13 protein-coding genes are annotated in these 16268 nt (G+C 68.7%); 2 read left to right on the top strand and 11 right to left on the bottom strand.

What is annotated here, in order from left to right:
- Positions 1 to 21: 21 nt before the first annotated feature.
- The 4 genes from dapB to rpsO form a co-directional block, all read right to left on the bottom strand.
- Positions 22 to 768, bottom strand: coding sequence for a 4-hydroxy-tetrahydrodipicolinate reductase (dapB, locus tag MLP_RS07715; protein WP_013862486.1), 747 nt, complete (start codon positions 766 to 768; stop codon positions 22 to 24).
- Positions 769 to 829: 61 nt separating this feature from the next.
- A complete protein-coding gene (locus MLP_RS07710) occupies positions 830 to 2158 on the bottom strand; it encodes a M16 family metallopeptidase (RefSeq protein ID WP_013862485.1) in 1329 nt (442 codons plus the stop codon).
- Positions 2159 to 2167: 9 nt separating this feature from the next.
- Positions 2168 to 4363 (bottom strand): polyribonucleotide nucleotidyltransferase, encoded by a 2196-nt coding sequence (locus MLP_RS07705; RefSeq protein ID WP_013862484.1) that lies wholly within the window; start codon positions 4361 to 4363, stop codon positions 2168 to 2170.
- 332 nt (positions 4364 to 4695) lie between these two features.
- The gene (gene rpsO, locus MLP_RS07700) at positions 4696 to 4959 is read right to left on the bottom strand and encodes a 30S ribosomal protein S15 (RefSeq protein ID WP_407939010.1); all 264 of its coding nucleotides are present in this window, start codon (positions 4957 to 4959) and stop codon (positions 4696 to 4698) included.
- Positions 4960 to 5226: 267 nt separating this feature from the next.
- On the opposite strand from rpsO, the gene MLP_RS07695 reads away from it, so the two are divergent.
- Positions 5227 to 6171, top strand: a complete 945-nt coding sequence (locus tag MLP_RS07695) for a 1-phosphofructokinase family hexose kinase (RefSeq protein ID WP_013862482.1) — start codon at positions 5227 to 5229, stop codon at positions 6169 to 6171.
- Between the two features lie 534 nt (positions 6172 to 6705).
- Here MLP_RS07695 and MLP_RS07690 read toward each other — a convergent pair.
- Together MLP_RS07690 and MLP_RS07685 are read right to left on the bottom strand one after the other, a co-directional pair.
- The gene (locus tag MLP_RS07690; RefSeq protein ID WP_013862480.1) at positions 6706 to 7605 is read right to left on the bottom strand and encodes a bifunctional riboflavin kinase/FAD synthetase; all 900 of its coding nucleotides are present in this window, start codon (positions 7603 to 7605) and stop codon (positions 6706 to 6708) included.
- A 132-nt stretch (positions 7606 to 7737) separates the two neighbouring features.
- Complete coding sequence (locus MLP_RS07685) at positions 7738 to 10485, bottom strand: LuxR C-terminal-related transcriptional regulator (RefSeq protein ID WP_013862479.1); 2748 nt, start codon at positions 10483 to 10485, stop codon at positions 7738 to 7740.
- 361 nt (positions 10486 to 10846) lie between these two features.
- Between MLP_RS07685 and MLP_RS07675 the strand changes: the two genes are divergently transcribed.
- A protein-coding gene (locus tag MLP_RS07675; RefSeq protein WP_156821080.1) for an IS3 family transposase occupies positions 10847 to 12117 on the top strand; the annotation gives its coding sequence in 2 pieces (ribosomal slippage) (positions 10847 to 11195 and positions 11195 to 12117; 1272 coding nt in all).
- A 125-nt stretch (positions 12118 to 12242) separates the two neighbouring features.
- Here MLP_RS07675 and MLP_RS07670 read toward each other — a convergent pair.
- From MLP_RS07670 to speB, 5 genes are all read right to left on the bottom strand, one after another.
- Positions 12243 to 13010: a class I SAM-dependent methyltransferase gene (locus tag MLP_RS07670; RefSeq protein WP_013862476.1), complete on the bottom strand. Its 768-nt coding sequence runs from the start codon at positions 13008 to 13010 to the stop codon at positions 12243 to 12245.
- A 66-nt stretch (positions 13011 to 13076) separates the two neighbouring features.
- A complete protein-coding gene (locus MLP_RS07665; protein WP_013862475.1) occupies positions 13077 to 13406 on the bottom strand; it encodes a hypothetical protein in 330 nt (109 codons plus the stop codon).
- Positions 13407 to 13647: 241 nt separating this feature from the next.
- Positions 13648 to 14538 (bottom strand): tRNA pseudouridine(55) synthase TruB, encoded by an 891-nt coding sequence (gene truB, locus MLP_RS07660; RefSeq protein ID WP_013862474.1) that lies wholly within the window; start codon positions 14536 to 14538, stop codon positions 13648 to 13650.
- A gap of 151 nt (positions 14539 to 14689) precedes the next feature.
- On the bottom strand, positions 14690 to 15124 hold the full coding sequence (gene rbfA, locus MLP_RS07655) for a 30S ribosome-binding factor RbfA (RefSeq protein ID WP_013862473.1): 435 nt from the start codon (positions 15122 to 15124) through the stop codon (positions 14690 to 14692).
- Positions 15125 to 15158: 34 nt separating this feature from the next.
- Positions 15159 to 16133, bottom strand: a complete 975-nt coding sequence (gene speB / locus MLP_RS07650; protein WP_013862472.1) for an agmatinase — start codon at positions 16131 to 16133, stop codon at positions 15159 to 15161.
- Positions 16134 to 16268 lie beyond the last annotated feature (135 nt).

Raw genomic sequence — 16268 nt, 5'->3', positions numbered from 1 at the left:
TCACTCATCACAGATCACTCATCACAGGCCCAACAGATCGTCGATCCCGATCGTCAGCCCGGGACGGTCGACCACGGCACGGACGGCCGCCAGTACGCCGGGCATGAAGGACACCCGGTCCAGCGAGTCGTGCCGAATGCTCAGGGTCTCTCCCGGATCGCCGAACAGCACCTCCTGATGTGCCACCAGCCCCCGTAGCCGGACGCCGTGCACCCGGATCCCGCCGATGTCGGCGCCGCGGGCACCCGGCACCTCCTGCGAGGTGGCGTCGGGAATCGGCGGTCGCTGCGCGGACTCGCGGGCGGCAGCGATTCGGTGCGCGGTGGTGGTAGCCGTGCCCGAGGGCGCATCCGCCTTGTTGGGGTGATGCAGCTCGATGATCTCGACGCTCTCGTAGAACCGGGCAGCCTGCTCGGCGAAGTGCATCATCAGCACCGCACCGACAGAGAAGTTCGCCGCGACCACGATCCCAGTCTTGGGTGCCTCGCCGAGCGCCCAGCGCAGCTGAGCCAGCCGGTCCTCGGTGAACCCGGTAGTGCCGACAACGGCGTGCACACCGTGCTGGACGCACCAGGACAGGTTGTCCATCACCGCGTCCGGATGGGTGAAGTCGACCATCACCTGAGCGCTCTCGGCAGCGGTCCGGTCATCGCCGATGTCCAAGGCAGCGACCAGGTCCAGATCGGGCGCCGCCTCGACGGCTCGGCAGACCTCGGCGCCCATCCGGCCCGCGGAGCCGAACACGCCTACTCGGATCTGGTCTGCCATCTGTGATGTCCTCTCGACCTGCCGGCAACCTGCCGGTACGAGGGTCCAACCTACCGGCGATTCACCAGCGAGCTAAGACCGACTCGAGCCGTCGGCGCGACACTTTGGGGCCCACCACACCCAGCACCGGCCCCTCGTCGAACAGGTGCTGAGCGATCTGCTGCACCTCGTCGGCGGTGACGGCGTCGTAGGCGTTCAAATGCTCCTCCAGCCCACGTTCCTCACCGCTGACCGCACTGGAGCCCAGCCGGCTCATCCGGGCGTTCGGGCCCTCGTACGCGAGGATCGTCTGCCCCCGCAGCTGGGTCTTGGCCTGCGCGAGCTCCCGCTCCGAGATGCCGTCCTCGGCCAACTCGCCGGTGACCTGCCGCACCACTGCCAAGATGTCGGCCAGCCGCTCCGGAGCACACTGCCAGTCGATCGAGAACAGTCCGGCGTCGCTGTAGACGCTCTCCCCCGACTCGATCGAGTAGGTCAGTCCACGCCGCTCGCGTACCTCGATGAACAGCCGCGACGACATGCCCCCGCCGAGCACCAGCGACAACAGACCGAGTGCGTAACGACGGTCGTCGAACATGCCGGGACAGCCCGCCGCCAGCGTCGCGGAGACCTGTGCGGAGTCGCGGGTGGCGACGACCAGCTGCGCACCGGTATGGACGGTCGTCGGACTGGTCACGGCAGGCTGCCGGCGGACCCGGCGACCGGGATCACCGGCGAATCCACCGAAGACCGCCAACTGATCCACGAGCTGATCGTGGTCCACCGCACCCGCGGCAGCCACCACGATCTCGGTGGGTCGGTAGTAGCGGCGCCAGTAGGCGTCGACCTGATGGCGGCGGAGCGCGGTGATGCTGCGGACCGATCCGATCACCGGTCGACCCAGACCCTGATCACCGAAGATCGCCGTGGTCACCAGGTCGGCACCGACATCGCCCGGATCGTCGTGATGCATGGCGATCTCGTCCAGAATCACGGCCCGTTCGGCATCGATGTCACTGCCGAGCAGCAGTGAGTCGGTGATCATGTCGGCGAGCACATCGACCACCAACGCCGCATCCTCGGCCATCACCCGGCCGTGGAAGCAGGTGTGCTCCTTCGCTGTATAGGCATTGAGCTCCCCGCCGACCGACTCCACCGACAGGGCGATCTCCTCCGCGGTGCGGCGCGGGGTCCCTTTGAACAGCACGTGCTCGAGGAAGTGCGAGGCACCGTGCAGCCGGGCGCTCTCGTGCCGGGAGCCGACTGCGGCGAAGAAGCCCACGCAGAAGGCGCGGCTGCCGGCCAGTTCCTCGGTGACAACCCGAAGGCCGCTCGGCAGCGTGCTGCGGCGGATCTCTCCGCTGCGATAGGCACGCGGCCGAACGGCCTGCGGGGTGGTTCGGTCGAGCATCGGTCCGCTTTAGACGGTCGCCGGCTCCTCGATCACCGGGATCAGCGACAGCTTGCCGCGATCGTCGACCTCGTTGATCTCCACCTGGATCTTCTGACCCACGCTGACCACGTCCTCGACACTCTCCACACGGGCACCGCCGGCGAGCGGACGCAGCTTGGAGATGTGCAGCAGACCGTCCTTGCCGGGCAGCAGCGAGACGAACGCCCCGAAGGCGGTGATCTTGACGACCGTGCCCAGGTAGCGCTCGCCCTTCTCCGGCATGGTCGGGTTGGCGATCGCGTTGATCATGGTGCGGGCCGCCTCGGCCTTGTCGCCGGCGTCGGCACCGATGTAGATGGTGCCGTCGTCCTCGATGCTGATCTCGGCGCCGGTGTCGTCCTGGATCTGGTTGATCACCTTGCCCTTGGGCCCGATCACCTCACCGATCTTGTCAACCGGGATCTTCACGGTGATGATCCGCGGCGCGTACAGGCTCATCTCATCCGGCCGGTCGATGGCCTCAGCCATCACGTCCAGCAGGGTGAGCCGGGCGTCCTTGGCCTGGGTCAGCGCCTGGGCCAGCACCGAGGCAGGGATACCGTCGAGCTTGGTGTCCAGCTGCAGGGCGGTGATGAAGTCCTTGGTGCCGGCGACCTTGAAGTCCATGTCGCCGAACGCGTCCTCGGCACCCAGGATGTCGGTCAGCGCCACGTACGAGGTCTGGCCGTCGACGGTGTCGGACACCAGTCCCATGGCGATGCCTGCGACCGGGGCGCGCAGCGGCACACCGGCGTTCAGCAGGGCCAGGGTCGACGCGCAGACCGAGCCCATCGAGGTGGAGCCGTTGGAGCCCAGCGCCTCGGAGACCTGACGGATCGCGTACGGGAACTCCTCGCGCGACGGCAGCACCGGGACCAAGGCCCGCTCGGCGAGCGCACCGTGGCCGATCTCCCGCCGCTTCGGCGAACCGACCCGGCCGGTCTCACCGGTCGAGTAGGGCGGGAAGTTGTAGTTGTGCATGTAGCGCTTGGTGGTCTCCGGCGCCAGCGTGTCGAGCTTCTGCTCCATGCCCAGCATGTTCAGCGTGGTGACGCCCAGGATCTGGGTCTCGCCGCGCTGGAACAGCGCCGAGCCGTGCACCCGCGGGATCACAGCGACCTCCGCGGACAGGGTCCGGATGTCGGCCAGCCCGCGGCCGTCGATACGCACCTTCTCGGTGAGGATCTTCTGCCGGACGAGCTTCTTGGTGAGCGCCCGGAAGGCCCCGGTGATCTCCTTCTCGCGGCCCTCGAAACGCTCGGCGAGCTCGGCCTTGATCTCGTCCTTGAGGGTCTCGGTGGACTCCTCGCGGGTCTGCTTGTCGGCGATGGTCATCACCTGAGCCAGCCGCTCGGTCGCGACCTCGGCCACCGCCGCGTACGCGTCGTCCTGGTAGTCCAGGAAGATGGGGAACTCCTGGGTGGCCTTCGGGAACCGAGAGGCCAGCTCGGCCTGCGCGTCGCAGAGCGCCTTGATGAACGGCTTGGCGGCCTCGAGGCCGGCGGCCACGACCTCCTCGGTCGGGGCGGTCCTGCCCTCGCCGACCAGGGCCCAGGTCTCCTCGGTCGACTCGGCCTCGACCATCATGATCGCGACGTCGCCGTCGGCCAGCACCCGGCCGGCCACGACCATGTCGAAGGCCGCGTTCTCCAGCTGGTCGACGTCGGGGAAGCCGACCCACTGGTCACCGAGCAGGGCGACGCGGACGCCGCCGACCGGGCCGGTGAACGGCAGCCCGGCCAGCGTGGTGGACAGCGACGCGGCGTTGATGGCCACCACGTCGTAGCTCTTGTTGGGGTTGAGGGCCATCACGGTCACGACGACCTGGACCTCGTTGCGCAGGCCCTTGACGAAGCAGGGGCGCAGCGGCCGGTCGATCAGCCGACAGGTGAGGATGGCGCCCTCGCTGGGGCGGCCCTCGCGACGGAAGAACGAGCCGGGGATCCGGCCCGCGGCATACATCCGCTCCTCGACGTCGACGGTCAAGGGGAAGAAGTCGATGGCGTCGCGCGGCTTGCTCTGGGCCGTGGTGGCCGAAAGCAGCATCGTGTCGTCATCGAGATAAACGGTCGCCGAACCGGCGGCCTGGCGGGCGAGCAGACCGGACTCGAAGCGCACGACATGCTTGCCGTGAGCTCCGTTGTCGATGATCGCCTCGGTGAACTGAAGGTCGGGTCCCTCCACAGGGATGCTCCTACTCTGGCGCCGGGGTCGGCGCCGCTGTGGGACTGCATCCACACCCTGGGCTGACGTGCGTCATCGCCTTGCGCCCGGTCCATCGACCAGGACAGCTTCGAGGCGAGCGCCGGTCTTCGATCGAGGTCCGCGGGCTTCCTGCGGCCGCGACGGCCGCTGTCCCGAAGACCACTACCGGAGACCGAGCAGGTGCTCGTGAGCTCGTGTGGGATGCAATCACCTATTGGTTGTGGCGTATGAAGTTGTTCTGCAGTTGTACGCAAAGCAGCGGAGCGGTTCCCCTAGGCCTTGAGGGCTTGCGGAGAACCGCTCCGGTGAACTCAGCGGCGGAGGCCGAGACGTTCGATCAGCGAGCGATAGCGCTCGATGTCGGTCTTGGCGACATAGTTGAGCAGCCGACGACGCTGACCGACGAGCAGCATCAGGCCGCGGCGGCTGTGGTGGTCGTGCTTGTGCTCCTTGAGATGCTCGGTCAGGTGCGAGATCCGCTTGGTGAGGATCGCGACCTGGACCTCCGGAGAGCCGGTGTCACCTTCGCTGGTCGCATACTCGTCGATGATCTTCTTCTTCGCTGCAGCGTCGATCGACACTCAGTTCTCCTCTCGGTTTCCCGTTGCGCGGCGCCCCTGGAATCCTCTGTCGAGGTCGCACTCGGTGTGCTCGGGAGCTCTTGGGTGTCCGCGGCCGTTCGAACGGCGTTTACGAGGTTACCAGCGACTGCGAAGGAACACCGAATCGTCATCCCCCAACCCGAAGCCGCATCAAGTTGCTGGCTGAACCCCCGACATCTCCGGACATGCCAGCAACTAGCCGACGGACCGGTGCTCCCGGCGCCCCCTAGGGTGGGTCAGATGATCACTGTCGCCGGGTTGACCCCGTCCGTGGACCTCACCTATGTCGTCGGGCATCTCGAGCTGGGCCAGATCCATCGTCCTACCCAGGTCGTTCGCCGGGCGGGTGGCAAGCCGCTCAACTTCGCCCGGGCGGCAGCAGCCTTGGGCGCGGATGTCTCGATCGTCGCCGTGCTGGGCGGCTGGACCGGGGACTGGCTGGCCGACGAGCTGGCCAAGGCCAAGATCGCGGTGCACCGGGTGGGCACCCCGGTGCTGACCCGGACCTGCGTGTCCATCAGCTCGGACGATTCCGATGAGCTGACCGAGATCTACGAATACGCCGAGCCGATCCCCGCCGAGGTGTGGGCAGCAGCCCGAGAGGCGCTCACCTCGGAGCTGGCGGCAAGGCAAGGCTGGCTGGTCATCTCCGGCGGCCCGCCACGCGGGTTGCCGCCGACCGGGCTTGCCGAACTGGCCGAGCTTGCCCATCACGCGGGCCGACAGGTGGCGGTCGACACGCATGGCGCCTCGCTGGTGCCGCTGCTGCACAGTCACCCCGAGCTGGTGAAGATCAACCGGGCGGAGGCCGCCCAAGTGCTGGGCGCTGATCCCGCCACCGACCTCACGGAGCTGGCGCGCGCGGTGCAGGCCAAGTCCGGCGGCATCGTCGTACTCACCGACGGCGCAGCCGGGTCGATCGGACTGACCGCTGACGGTCGAATCCACGCGGTCGCCGCGCCCGGCCTGCGCGGAAGGTTCCCGGTCGGCAGCGGCGACTCCTTCCTCGCCGGTCTGCTGGCCAGGCTGGATCAGGGCGACGACCTGGGCAGCGCGCTCCGGCTGGCCACCGCCGCCGGCGTGGCAAACGCCCAGGTCCCGGGTCCGGGAAGCTTTGACGCCACCCTGGTCACCGAGGTGGAGCGCAAGATCACGGTCCAAGCAATCTCCACTCCGCACCACTAACTGCTACTGCGCACCCCCAGGTGCACCTGGTTCGAAGTAGACCGAAACGGTGCGAAGTCGCATCCGCCGGGGCGCCCGGGGCCGAGGAGGGCCTTGAACGCCCACCGCCATAGTGAGCGCGCACTCAGTGGTGCGCCAGGGTTGCTTCGCCGCACTTGAAGCAACCCTGGCGCACCTCTCGATGCGCCGGACGTGCCATGAGGAGGTACGTACGATCGGGGCACCGAGCCAGTCGAACAGTGTGACTGCCACGAACGCGCCAAATGGTGATTCAGTCGCGACCGTCTTCATCGAGAAGGAGCAATTACAGGTCAAACAGGCCGTTTGACCTGCGATTGCTCCTTCTCGAGGGCGGCTTCTCCTTCTCGGCGAACCGGGAGGGCGTGGGCAGCGACTGCCGGATCCTCCACCTGGTAGGAAGATACGGATGTGGCGAATGAGGTTCTTGGGTCTCGCAAGTCGCAGTAGCCGCTATGCGGACGCCGTGCAGGCCTGGAGATCGGCCAGTCTCGCGGTTGGCTAGGGAGCCTGCTCCTAACCGGCGGCGTGCAGGATGTGACGGACCTGCTCGACGTCGGCATGCATCTGCTCGATCAGGGCCTCCATCCCGCGGTATTTCACCTGACCGCGTAACCGTGCATAGAAGTCGACGGCGATCTCGACACCGTAGAGCTCCAGGTCGTCGCGATCCAGCACGTACGCCTCCACCCGGCGCTGAACGCCGTCGAAGGTGGGGTTGGTGCCAACGGAGATCGCGGCCGGCCAACGCGCCGCATCGCCGGAATCGAGCCGGGTGAGCCAGCCGGCATAGACGCCGTCGGCCGGCACGGCCAGTCCCGGAGCGGGAATGATGTTGGCCGTCGGGAAGCCCATCTGCCGACCCCTGCGATCTCCTTGGACGACGACTCCGGTCATCCGGAAGACCTGGTCGGTGAGCTCGCGAACCCGGCCGAAGTCACCTTCGTCGACGGCGTGCCGGATCAGGGTCGACGACGACGCCCACGCACCGTCGGAGAACAGGGGCACGGCATCGACGACGAACTCGCCGGCTCCGAGCTTGCCCAGCAGCTCTGGATCGCCGGCGGCCCGGAAGCCGAAGCGGAAGTTCTCCCCCACCACGACCCGCGCCGGATGCAGCGGCCGGAGGGCCCGGTCGACAAACTCCTCCGGACTCCAACTCGCCACCTCGGAAGTGAATTCCAGCACCACCACCTCGTCGACACCCGCCTCGGTGAGCAGCTGGCGACGCCGTTCCAGCCCGCACAGCAGCGCGGGTGTCTGGTCTGGACGGACCACCGACATCGGATGCGGCCAGAAGGTGATGGCCACCAGCCGGGCGTTCGGCTCGGACTGCTTCGCCAGGCGCAACAACGCGACGTGGCCGCGGTGCACTCCGTCGAAGTTTCCGATGACGACGACCGTGCGCTGGCTCATCGTGTAGCTCCGCCCTCCTGGACTCTCTCACCGTCGGCGACGGTGAAATCAGCGACAGTTAACCACGGCTGCGGAGAGAGCAGGCGACCGACGACCACGGGCGGAGAAGCGCAGGGCGTCGGGATGAGCCGATCAGCCCTGTCGCCGACGGCGCAGTTCACGACGGCTGGAGATGCCCAGCTTGGCGAAGATGTTGCCCAGGTGGTACTCGACCGTCTTGGGCGTGAGATAGAGCTCGGCGGCGATCTCCTTGTTGGTGTAACCGCGTTCAACCAGCGCGGCCACGTCCTCCTCACGCGGGGTGAGTCGCAGCGGGTCGGCGAGGCTGGCCGGGAGCCCGCAGGCCGCCAGTTCCGCGGCGCACAGCCGCTCGGCGGGATTGGCCCGCAGCTGCAAGAAGATCCGGTGTGCCTTGGTGAGATGGTCGAGCGCATCCCGACGATTGCCCAGCACTCGCTCGACGTGCCCGAGCGACAACAACAGTCCGGCATACCCGAAGGGCGCCCGTCTGACCTCGTGGCAGAGCAGATCCGAGGCGTAGTGGTCCCGGGCGGCCAGCGGCTCGCCGCGGGCCTCGGCCAGCCGACCACGGAGCCAGCCCAGCCGCGGCGGGACGGCACCACCCGGCCACCGGTCGAGGGCACGTTCGTAGTCGCCCAGTGCCCGCTCCGCGGCACCGAGGTCTCCCAGCGCGATCTGGGTGTCGATCCAGCACTGGTAGGGCCAGCGGTAGGTGCGGATGACTCCGGCCCGCGCCAGGTAGTCGGTACGCAACAAGGGCTCGAGCAGGTCGACCACAGCGCCATGGTCGCCGCGCGCGGTGGCCAGTGCGAGCTGGTGATCGACCACGAAGTCGAGCACCTGCGGCGGCCTGAGCACCTGCAAGGCGCGGTCGGCCTCGGCCAGGTAGTCGGCGGCGAGATCGAACTGGCCACGCCATGCCGGCACGTCAGCGGAGACCGCGTACGCCAACGGGATGCTCCACGCCTGCGCAGCCGCCTGGGCAAGAGTGCGAGCAGCCGCGGCATCGATGGCGGCGCCGTCCCAGTCGCCGAGCAGCACCCGCGTCGTGGCGCGCAGGACCCTGGTGCGGCTGTGATTGGTCGTAGGCCGCCAGATCGGGTCCAGTGCGACCGCCGCATCGTAGTCCGCGAGGGCTTCCGGAAGCTGGCCGAGGTATTCCCGGACCATGGCGCGGACCGCCAGCACCTCGGCGTCCCACGGAGTGTCGCCGGCCGCTGACAGCGTCTTGTCCAACACCTCGATCGCCTGCTGGTGTTCGCCGAGTTGCCATAGGCCCAGCGCCTTGGTCGTGCAGGCGTCCGCAGCGAGCTCGGGATCATCGGATTCCTCGGCCCAGGTGACCGCGCGGACCGCCGCCTCACCCTCGTTCAGCCGGACGGCCAGCACCGCCTGAGCCAGCCCGGCGCGCTCGCACAGCCTACGGTCGCCGTCGACCACCGCCAGGTCGAGTGCGTCCCGCAGCAGCCGGCGAGCCGCGGCAACTTGCCCCGACTCCCGGGCCAGCAGACCGAGGGCCAGACAGCCGAGCGCACCGAGGTCGCCCCCGTCGACCGTGGCTGCGAGCTCGTCGGCACCGACCAGATCCTGAGCCGCGACCAGATCGATCACGGCCTCCAGCAACAGCTCGTCCCGCACCCGGGCGTCCGCGCAGACGCCCCGGGCGCGCAGTCGATGGGCCGCCGCGAGCTGGTGGCGCTGGGCAGCGCGGGCAGCGTCAGCGGCGGCGGTCAGCTCGGCGACCAGCTCGGGCGACGGACCGGCGCTGGCCGCCGCTCGATGGGCCAGTCGGCGATCGCCCGTCGTCCAGGCGGTGGCCAGCCGGTGCAGGTCGCGCCGCCGGGCCGGGGACAACCCGCGATAGACCGCCGCCGTCAGGAGGTCGTGGGCGCAACGAACCGATCCATCGGCGTCGGTCCGCAGCAGCCCGGCCCGCGCGCCGTCGGCGGCCGCGGTCGCGGCATCGGGGATCTCCGTCATCCGACCGAGGACCAGCAGGTCGACGGGCTCGGCCAGCACGGCACTGGCCTCGACCAGACGTCGAGCATCCGCCGCCACCGAGCCGAGCATCCGGGCGACGGCGGTCGCGACCGTGGCACTGATCGTCGACCTGCCGCCCTGGTCCGGGACAAGCTGCGCGGGAGCCGAAGCACCACGGATCGCTCCGGCCACGAGGAGTGGCACCCCACCGGTGCTGCCGACCAGTCCGGTGGCGAGGTCGTCCGATAGGTACCACGACCGGAGCCGCCGGGCCAGAGCAATCACCGCAACGGCGTCGAGCGGGTCGAGCCGAACGATCGCGGTCGCCGCCGGATCCTCAGTCAGCACGGTCGCGTCGTTGGACGGCCCCGGCCGGCGGGTCAAGATGCTGAGTGTCCGATCGGCCCGCAGCCGACGTAGGGCGAAGGCCAACGCGTGCAGGGTGGGCCGGTCCAGCCACTGGGCGTCGTCGACGGCCAGCACGGTGACTCGTTTGCCCGACTGCTGCTCGCCGAGCCAGGCGAGCAGCCGACGGCCGACCTCGACCTCCGAGCAGCCGGTCAAGGTGTCGCCCACCCCCAGCAGCCGCTCGGCGCCGGCAAAGGCGATGTCTCGCTCGAACTCGTCGCACCGCAGCCATCGCACCCGTGCGCCTGGGCGCCGCCGCACGAAGTGCTCCAGCAGAGCCGATTTTCCCATCCCGGCCTCGGCTTCGATGATCACCACCTGCGCGTGGCCGGCGCGGGCGCTGGCGTACGAGCGGGCCAGCCGGTCGAGCTCGGCATCCCGGCCGACGATCGCCACGGGTCTGCCGGCCGAGGGCGTGGCGGATTGCCGGCTGGTCGACGCGCCGTCGACAGTCAGCGATGGCTCGAGCACCTCGCCCCCTCGTGCACGGTGACGCGCCGTTCTGCGTCACGCGTGCCAAGCCTAAAGTCCTCCCTTCGGGTGTGGGCTGCGGGCACCGATGGTTCCACCGGCAGTACTTGTGCTCGCGCAGATAGGTGCAGGGTTACGGGTCGTTGAGTTGGTTTAGGGCCGAGGCCGCCGTGGTGGCCCCGCGGCGCCGGCGAGCAGGGCGCTGCGTCGCAGCAGCTTGCGTCGCTCGACGGGCACGCTCGACCTGGTTGCTGAGCCACCCGCCCGGGCGTGGCGCCGAAGGGGGCCTGACCCCAGTTCTTGGACACGCCGAATCCCGCACCCGTGATGGGCAGGGAGTGAGCGAGATGATCCGAGAATCATGGCCAGGAAGAACTACTCCGAGGAGTTCCGTCGTCAGGCCGTCGACTTGTATGAGTCCACACCGGGGGCCACGGTCCGCGGCATTGCTGAGGACCTGGGCATCGTGCGTGGCACGCTGCGGCACTGGCTCGAGGCGTACGGGACCGGCAAGAAGACCGCCGCCGACGGGACGCTGACCTCCAGCCCACTGCACGCCAAGCCGCCGATGACGCCTCCGTCAGGGCCTGTCGATGAGACACAGGAACAGCGGATCGCGCGGCTCGAAACAGAGAACGCGGCCCTGCGGGCAGAGACGACGAAGTTGACCACCGAGCGGGAGATCCTCCAGCGGGCGGCCAAGTATTTCGCCGGGGAGACGCGCTGGTGAGTCGCTTCCAGTTCGTCGCCGACAACTCCGCCACCTTCGAGGTGAAGCGACTGTGTGCACTCGTCGAGATCGAGCGCTCCTCCTACTACGCCTGGAAGGCTGGAGCGCCAGCCCGTACCGACCGTGCTGCCGCGGATGCGGAGTTGGCCGAACGGATCCGGGTGATCCACGAGGCCGACAACACCGTCGGCGCGCCACGGGTGACCGCGGAGCTCAACGACGGTGTCCCTGCCGGGGAGCGGGTCAACCACAAACGCGTCGCGCGGGTCATGCGTGCGGCTGGGATAGCCGGCTACGTCAAGAAGCGCCGTGTGCGGACCACGATTCCCGAACCGTCGGATCAGTTGATCCCCGACCTGCTGAAGCGGGACTTCACCGCGGATGCGCCGGGGCGACGCTATGTCGGCGACATCACCTACCTGCCGCTGGCCGACGGGACGAACCTGTACCTGGCCACCGTCATCGACTGCTACAGCAGACGGCTCGCCGGCTGGGCGGTCGCGGACCACATGCGCACCAGCCTCGTCGAGGACGCCCTCACCGCAGCAGCTGCGACCCGCGGCGGCTCAGGTGGGCTGGCAGGGGCCATCTTCCACAGCGACCACGGGTCGGTCTACACCTCGAAGGACTACGCCAAGCTCTGCGCGCGCCTCGGCGTGACCCAGTCGATGGGTGCCGTGGGCACGTCGGCCGACAACGCGCTCGCGGAGTCGTTCAACGCCACCCTCAAACGAGAGGTCCTCCAAGACGCCGCCTGCTGGCCCGACGAGCTCATCTGCCGCCGGCAGCTCTTCAGGTGGCTGACCCGCTACAACACCAAGCGGCGCCACTCCTGGTGCCGATACCAGTCCCCGTCCACCTACGAGGCCCGCTGGGCCGCTACGCTCCCAACCGCTGCGTAATCAACCCCCGTGTCCAAGAACCGGGGGTAGGCCCCAAGTTACCCGTCAGGCCTGGCGCTGCACCCCAGGGAAAATCCCTAGGTTCGGCGTGATCGCCCGTCTCGCCTCAGCGCTGTCGGCGGCTCTCATACGACAGGCACTCGCTCCAGCTCCGCACGCAGCTGCTGGCAACGAAACAATCCCGGGGCCTCACTCACCGCCTCGTAGGCGAGCACCACCTCGGCGACGAAATCGACGGCATCCGCAGCGTCCAGCCGATCGGTCCAGGCCCCGAACCCCACCGCGCACCACTGGCTGAACGCCTCGCGGGACCCGAAGTCCCATGCCACCTCCTGCACCACACAGCCCTTGATCGCCAGCCCGCAGGAGGTTGCCAGGGAACTCCAGCCGGCGACCTCAGGATGCACGAACGGTGGCTCGAAGTCGGCGAACTGCTCGGACCAACGCGGTGTCGCCGCAACACGCATGGCGACGTCCTCGATGCTCGCGCGCGGACCAGCACAAACGAAGACCAGGAAGGCCCAGCCGCCCGGACGCAACGCCGCAACGATCCGTTCGAGCGCTCGCCGCTGGTCGGCGACCCAATGCAGTGCATTGAAGGACACCACGGCGTCGAAACGCTGTCGGTACCTCATCGAACAGACCTCACCGAGTTCGAAGGACAACCGGCCACCGGCCGGCGCGACGGAGATCATTCGCGGCGATGGATCGAGGCCCACGACCTGGGCCTCGGGGATGCGAGCCGCGATCTCGGCAGTGATTCGCCCGTCGCCGCAACCGACGTCGAGCAGACTTTCCACCCCGTCGAGGTGAAGGCTACGCAGGACCTGGTCCGCGAGCCACTGTTGCAGGCTGTTCACCCGGCGATACGCAGTGCCGTCCCAGTCCGACATCGGCTCCCCCTGTCGAGATCAAGCTGTACGGGTCCACCCGAGCACACGGCGCGACGGGTTGCCACCTCATCCGCCCGTGCCGCCGTCGGCGCGATCCCGCGTGTCGTCAGCCCGCAGCCACTGGGCGGCCGTGCTGTGCGCGGTCCGGCTGGCCCCGATGTGGCCCGTAACGGCGGCCATGAATGCGTCCCGGTCGATGGTGCGCAGCCTGCTCGGTCCGACCGAGCGAACGCTCGCGGTCCGCGGCACCAGCATTCGCGGGCGGGAGAGCCGGTCGGCAGCCAGCGAGGCGATCCCGGCCAGGAGCGCGCCAGGCAGCACCCGGGCGGCACCGACCAGCCCGATCCCGGCGGCACCACCGACCTGGTAGGCCAGCACAGCGGTCGCGATCAGCACGGTCCAATCTGCCGCGACCCAGATTCCCAGACCAGCAGCAGGCGTGCCAGGCTGGGCTCCGCCAACGCCTGTCTCAGCTGGCTGCCCAACTGCGGAACCTCGCGCATCGGCCCTCCCCGTCCGAATCGCGTGACCACGTGGCATGCGGTCGAGCAGGAGCCTAGGACGGTCAACATCCAGCCGCCTAGAGCTTCCGGGGCAGTCAGCAAAGGGCTTCGAGGGCAGTCACCAAGGCCCTTTCCTACCCGCCGACGAAGACCGCTTCGGCCAGCGCGTCACCGTTTTCGGGACGATAAAGGGCGAGAAAAGTGCCATCTGGAGCGAAGACCGCGGTGCGTTCCCCCGGCAGCCGAATGTCGCGCAGCCGGCGGCCGAACCCGACGTCGATCGCCTGCTCGGCGGTCAGCTCCACGCCCGGGAAGCAACGCCGGGCTACGTCGTCGATCGGGGTGACGACGAGCTCTGGTCCGTCGAGGCTCTGGGCCTCGGCAAGGGCGAACGGCCCGACCCGGGTGCGGCGCAGTCTGGTCAGATGCCCGCCGGTGCTCAGCGCAACGCCCAGGTCCCGGGCCAGTGCTCGTACGTAGGTGCCCGAGGAGCACTCCACAACGACGTCGAGGTCGACCACCGGCGTGCCCTCGTCAGCCGTCTCGTCGCGCCGGGCGAGCACCTCGAACCGGCTCACGGTCACCGGACGGGCCTGCAGGGCGACGATCTCGCCGGATCGAACCCGAGCGTAGGACCGCACACCGTCGACCTTGATCGCCGAGACCGCGGAGGGCACCTGCTCGATCGCACCGCAGAACCGGGACAGCACGGCCTCGATCTCGGTGTCCGCCAGCCCGGTGGCACCTGCCGAGCCGGTGATCTCTCCCTCGGCGTCATCGGTGATCGTGGCCTGACCGAGCCGGATGGTGGCGTCGTACGCCTTGTCGGTCAGCGCCAACTGGCCGAGCAACCGGGTCGCCCGGCCGACTCCGACCACCAGCACACCGGTGGCCATCGGGTCGAGGGTGCCGGCATGCCCGACCTTCCGCATACCGAGCAGTCGCCGACAGCGGCCGACCACCTGGTGGGAGGTCCAGCCGGCGGGCTTGTCGATGACGGCGACACCGGACGGACTCAGACTCACGGTTCCATCGGACCATGGTTGCCCTATCGGGCCCTAATCAGGCCTCACTCATGCCGGGCAGTCAGCGGTCGGCGAGAATCGCGCTATGCGCGCACGTGTCAGCGATCGGGGTCTCCCAGAGCAACCTCGGCATGATCGCCTTGCTGGTGACTCAGACCTGCTCGTCGTCGGGCTTCTTGTACGGGTCTGCGTCACCGGCGTAGGTGGCACCCGCGGCCTGCTCGGCCAGCTTCGCGTCACCGTCCTTGGCTGCGGCCAAAAGGTCCTCGATCTGCCGGGCGTTCTCCGGTACGGCGTCGGGCACGAACACCAGCGTCGGGGTGAACTTCAGCCCCAGCTGCTTGCCCACCTGGGAGCGGATCAGCCCGGTCGCCGACTGCAGTGCCACCGCGGTCCCCGTCTGCTCCTCCGGTGTCCCGAACGCGGTGTAGAAGATCGTCGCATCCCGGCTGTCGCCGGTCAGCCGTACGTCGGTGATCGTCACGAACCCCAGCCGAGGATCCTTGATCCGCCGCTTCAACATCTCGGCAGCGATGACCTTGATCTCCTCGGCCAACTTCAACACCCGCGGCGAACTCATGTCCACTCCTTGTCAGTGACGGCAACCCTGTGATTCTGCCCTATGCGGACGCGGAGTTGGCGGCCAGCACCGAGAGCAGCTCGTAGGCCACGTGAGAGGCCGCGATACCGGTGATCTCAGCATGGTCGTACGGCGGTGACACCTCGACGATGTCGGCCCCGACGACGTTCAGCCCGGTGAGACCGCGCAACGTGTTCAACAGCTCGCGGCTGGTCAGGCCACCGGCCTCGGGGGTGCCGGTGCCCGGCGCATGCGCCGGGTCCAGCACGTCGATGTCGATCGAGACATAGACCGGTCCGCCGTCCAGTCGCTTGCGCATCCGCTCGACCGCTCCGGAGACCCCGTCGGTCTCGTAGTCGTCGGAGCGGATGATCGAGAAGCCGAGGCGAGTGTCGTCCTCGAGATCACTCTTGGCGTACAGCGGACCGCGGATTCCCATGTGCAGACAGCGTTCCAGGTCCAGCAGGCCCTCTTCGCTGGCGCGCCGGAACGGGGTCCCGTGGGTATAGGGAGCCCCGAAGTAGGTGTCCCAGGTGTCCAGATGCGCGTCGAAGTGCAACACCGCGACCGGGCCGTGATCGCGGGCCAGCGACCGCAGGATCGGCAACGCGATCGTGTGATCACCGCCCAGGGTCAGCACCGTCGCACCGTCAGCCCGGACCTTCGTCACCCCGGCGTCGACGTCAGCGATCGCCTGGTCGAGGTCGAAGGGATTGACCCCGATGTCGCCGGCATCGGCGACCTGCTGGGCGCCGAACGGGAACACGTCCTGGGCCGGGTTGTAGGGCCGCAACAGCTTGGAGGCGGCCCGGATGTGGCCGGGACCGAACCGGGCACCCGGCCGGTAGCTGACCCCGGAGTCGAACGGGACTCCGAGAATGGCCACATCGGCGCGGGACACCTCATCGATCCGCGGCAGTCGGGCGAAGGTCGCCGGACCTCCGTAGCGGGGCACCCGGGTCGCGTCGACCGGTCCGATCGGCGCGCCCCCGCTCTGCGGACCGCGCTCGGTCATCTCTGCTCCTGTCTCTGCCCGGCAACTCTCTGGACGACCCTACAACGAGGCTGACCGAGCAGCACCAAGCGTTGAGTGGTGCGTGGATGCAGACGCGCACAGACCCCGAGCCATTCAGGGCCCGGGGTCCGATAC

The sequence above is a fragment of the Microlunatus phosphovorus NM-1 genome (assembly GCF_000270245.1).
GTDB classification, from domain to species: Bacteria; Actinomycetota; Actinomycetes; order Propionibacteriales; family Propionibacteriaceae; genus Microlunatus; species Microlunatus phosphovorus.
Note: the sequence above shows the minus strand (reverse complement) of the source record. Positions and strands in the feature narration are given on the sequence as shown.

Excerpts from the sequence above, each read along its gene's own strand:
- dapB (WP_013862486.1), bottom strand. The coding sequence starts at position 768 with ATGGCAGACCAGATCCGAGTAGGCGTGTTCGGCTCCGCGGGCCGGATG.
- MLP_RS07710 (WP_013862485.1), bottom strand. The coding sequence starts at position 2,158 with ATGCTCGACCGAACCACCCCGCAGGCCGTTCGGCCGCGTGCCTATCGC.
- MLP_RS07695 (WP_013862482.1), top strand. The coding sequence starts at position 5,227 with ATGATCACTGTCGCCGGGTTGACCCCGTCCGTGGACCTCACCTATGTC.
- MLP_RS07690 (WP_013862480.1), bottom strand. The coding sequence starts at position 7,605 with ATGAGCCAGCGCACGGTCGTCGTCATCGGAAACTTCGACGGAGTGCAC.
- MLP_RS07670 (WP_013862476.1), bottom strand. The coding sequence starts at position 13,010 with ATGTCGGACTGGGACGGCACTGCGTATCGCCGGGTGAACAGCCTGCAA.
- speB (WP_013862472.1), bottom strand. The coding sequence starts at position 16,133 with ATGACCGAGCGCGGTCCGCAGAGCGGGGGCGCGCCGATCGGACCGGTC.